This window comes from uncultured Campylobacter sp., from assembly GCF_938045535.1.
Lineage (GTDB): Bacteria > Campylobacterota > Campylobacteria > Campylobacterales > Campylobacteraceae > Campylobacter_B.
The window spans coordinates 1-2,103 of record NZ_CALIMQ010000077.1 but is presented as its reverse complement, the minus strand read 5'-3'; the positions used below and the strand labels follow the sequence as shown (position 1 = coordinate 2,103).

General features: G+C 39.1%; 2 protein-coding genes. Both read right to left on the bottom strand.

Translation table 11 applies throughout. The features are described 5' to 3' along the window. A partial coding sequence (locus tag Q0095_RS02655) for a peptidylprolyl isomerase (RefSeq protein ID WP_297881104.1) occupies positions 1–1,273 on the bottom strand: 1,273 nt, incomplete at its 3' end. A gap of 132 nt (positions 1,274–1,405) precedes the next feature. Then, the gene (locus Q0095_RS02650) at positions 1,406–1,966 is read right to left on the bottom strand and encodes a class II aldolase and adducin N-terminal domain-containing protein (RefSeq protein ID WP_297881102.1); all 561 of its coding nucleotides are present in this window, start codon (positions 1,964–1,966) and stop codon (positions 1,406–1,408) included. Positions 1,967–2,103 lie beyond the last annotated feature (137 nt).

The following is a 2,103-nucleotide window of genomic DNA, read 5'->3' as shown; positions in this document are numbered from 1 at the left end:
TGTTATCAAACATCACTATCCCTTCTTTCGCAGGCTTATTAAACATATCGATAAGAAATTTATAAAATTCGTCATCGCTTAGCTTGGTGTTGTTTTTACTACTTAGAGATAAGGTGCCGAAATCTTCGCCTTTGAAATTTTTAAGCGCATCTTGAGCTCTTTTTTCAAGTAGCTCTTTGCGTTTTTTCGCTTCAAATTCTTTGGAAGCCAAAGGCTTAGCCTCATCGAAAGTCATCTGTCTAGGTTGCTCAACGCCGTTTAGTTTAGCAATCAAATATCCGCCTTTGTACTCGAAAGGCTTGACGACATCTCCTGGCTTTGCAACCTCAATCTCAGATATTGGAAAATTGCTAGCCGTAGCAACTATAGTTTCATTAGTATCGAGCTTGCCTTTTTTGATCTCCAGATAATCCTTTGTAGCGTCTTTTTTAACCTGATCCATGCGGTAATCTTTTAAGACATTAGGTTTGGCTTCTGCAAAATCCAATAATTTATCATCCAGGCTTCTATACTCGCCTCTGTGCTCTTCGTAAAATTCACCTAGCTCCGTTTCGTTTACATCCGCATTGCTAGGCGCTACGAAATAGGCCCCTAGATTATATTTTTTCTCTGTCATAAAGTGCGATTTCTCGCCTTCCCAAAATTTCTTTAGCTCGTCGTCGCTAAAAGTGACGTTAGCATCGGCGTAGATTATCTCTGCAGAAACCTTATCCTGCATCAGCTGCGATGCTGCGAATACTTCTACGATCTTAGGGCTAGGCGTTATTTTTAGCGCTTTGCCGAGCTTTTCTAAAGTTAAGACCTTTTGTAGATTGCGCTCAAATTCCTTTTTAGTTAGTCCTGAATTCCTTACGACATTATCGTAAAGTTCTTTACTAAATGCACCGTTTTCCTGAAAATTCGGCGAGTTTAGCACAAATTCCGCCACATCTTTATCACTGGCCTGAACGCCTAAGTCTTTAGCAAAATTTAGAAAATACGCTTCGCCAATTAACTGATCTACTGCGATCTGATCTAGATGCATATTTTTGGCTTGTTCTTGAGTAAATTGCCCATCGCTCATAGCACTCAGCCTGTTGTATAGTTCGGAGTATTTTGTGTTTAGTTCTTGATTGGTTATGGAAATCTGCCCTACTCTAGCAATTGAGCCTGCGCGGTTAGCATTCATATCATATGCGCCCCAGCCGACGAAGCCTGCGCCCACGAAAGCTATCGTGCTTATCCAGATCGTCGGTATAAGCGACTTCTTATGCTTTTGCATCCATTCTATCATCTAAATCCTTAAATAGCTAACTAAAGAAATTTTTTGTTAGTAATTATACAGATAAAACCTTATGTAAGGCTGAAAAATAGGCATTTTTAGCGAATTATAACGCGTTAGTAAACGATTTAGTATACATTAATCTTAGCTTAGCAAAAGCAGCTTTGAACTCATTTCTAAAATCGCTATTTTTTTCGCCATTTGCTGCGCGCTCCTTGCATAGGCAAAAACCCCATAGCCACGAATCACCATTATATCGCTATTTTCATTTATCATATAGTTACAAATTTCGTACGGCGCGCGCTCGTGCCAGTCGTCGTAGTTCTTAGGATCGTAAATTTCAATGCGTTTAAATTTACTCGCCCCAAAGTAATCTCGCGGCAAAATAAAATCATGCTCCAGCGTATATGCGACGAGATATGGTGGTGTCGCGTAGGTTACGAATTTCGCCTCTTTGATATTTTTATAGATATTTATATGTATGTCACTATCGATGCTAGCATCCTGCCAGCGGTAGTCTTTTTTTGAAAATAGCGTTATAAAATCACCCCTATCCAGGCTATCGAAAATCGCGTCTTTTTTGTTGATCAAAAATTGATTTTCTTTAATTTTTGCTGAAATCGAGCCGTGAAAGATCCCAAAAAGCCTATCTCTAAACATCGAAAGCGAAATTTTGCGTAAAATTTCATAATAATACTCGTCCATCTCTCGCCTTTGTAAAAAATTTCGCTATTATATAGGATTAGAAATTTCAAAAGGATAAATTTAAGTGCAAGCTCCACATATTCCCGTTCTTTTTTCGCAAACGATCGCCGCATTTTCGCAGCTTGAAGACGGCTATG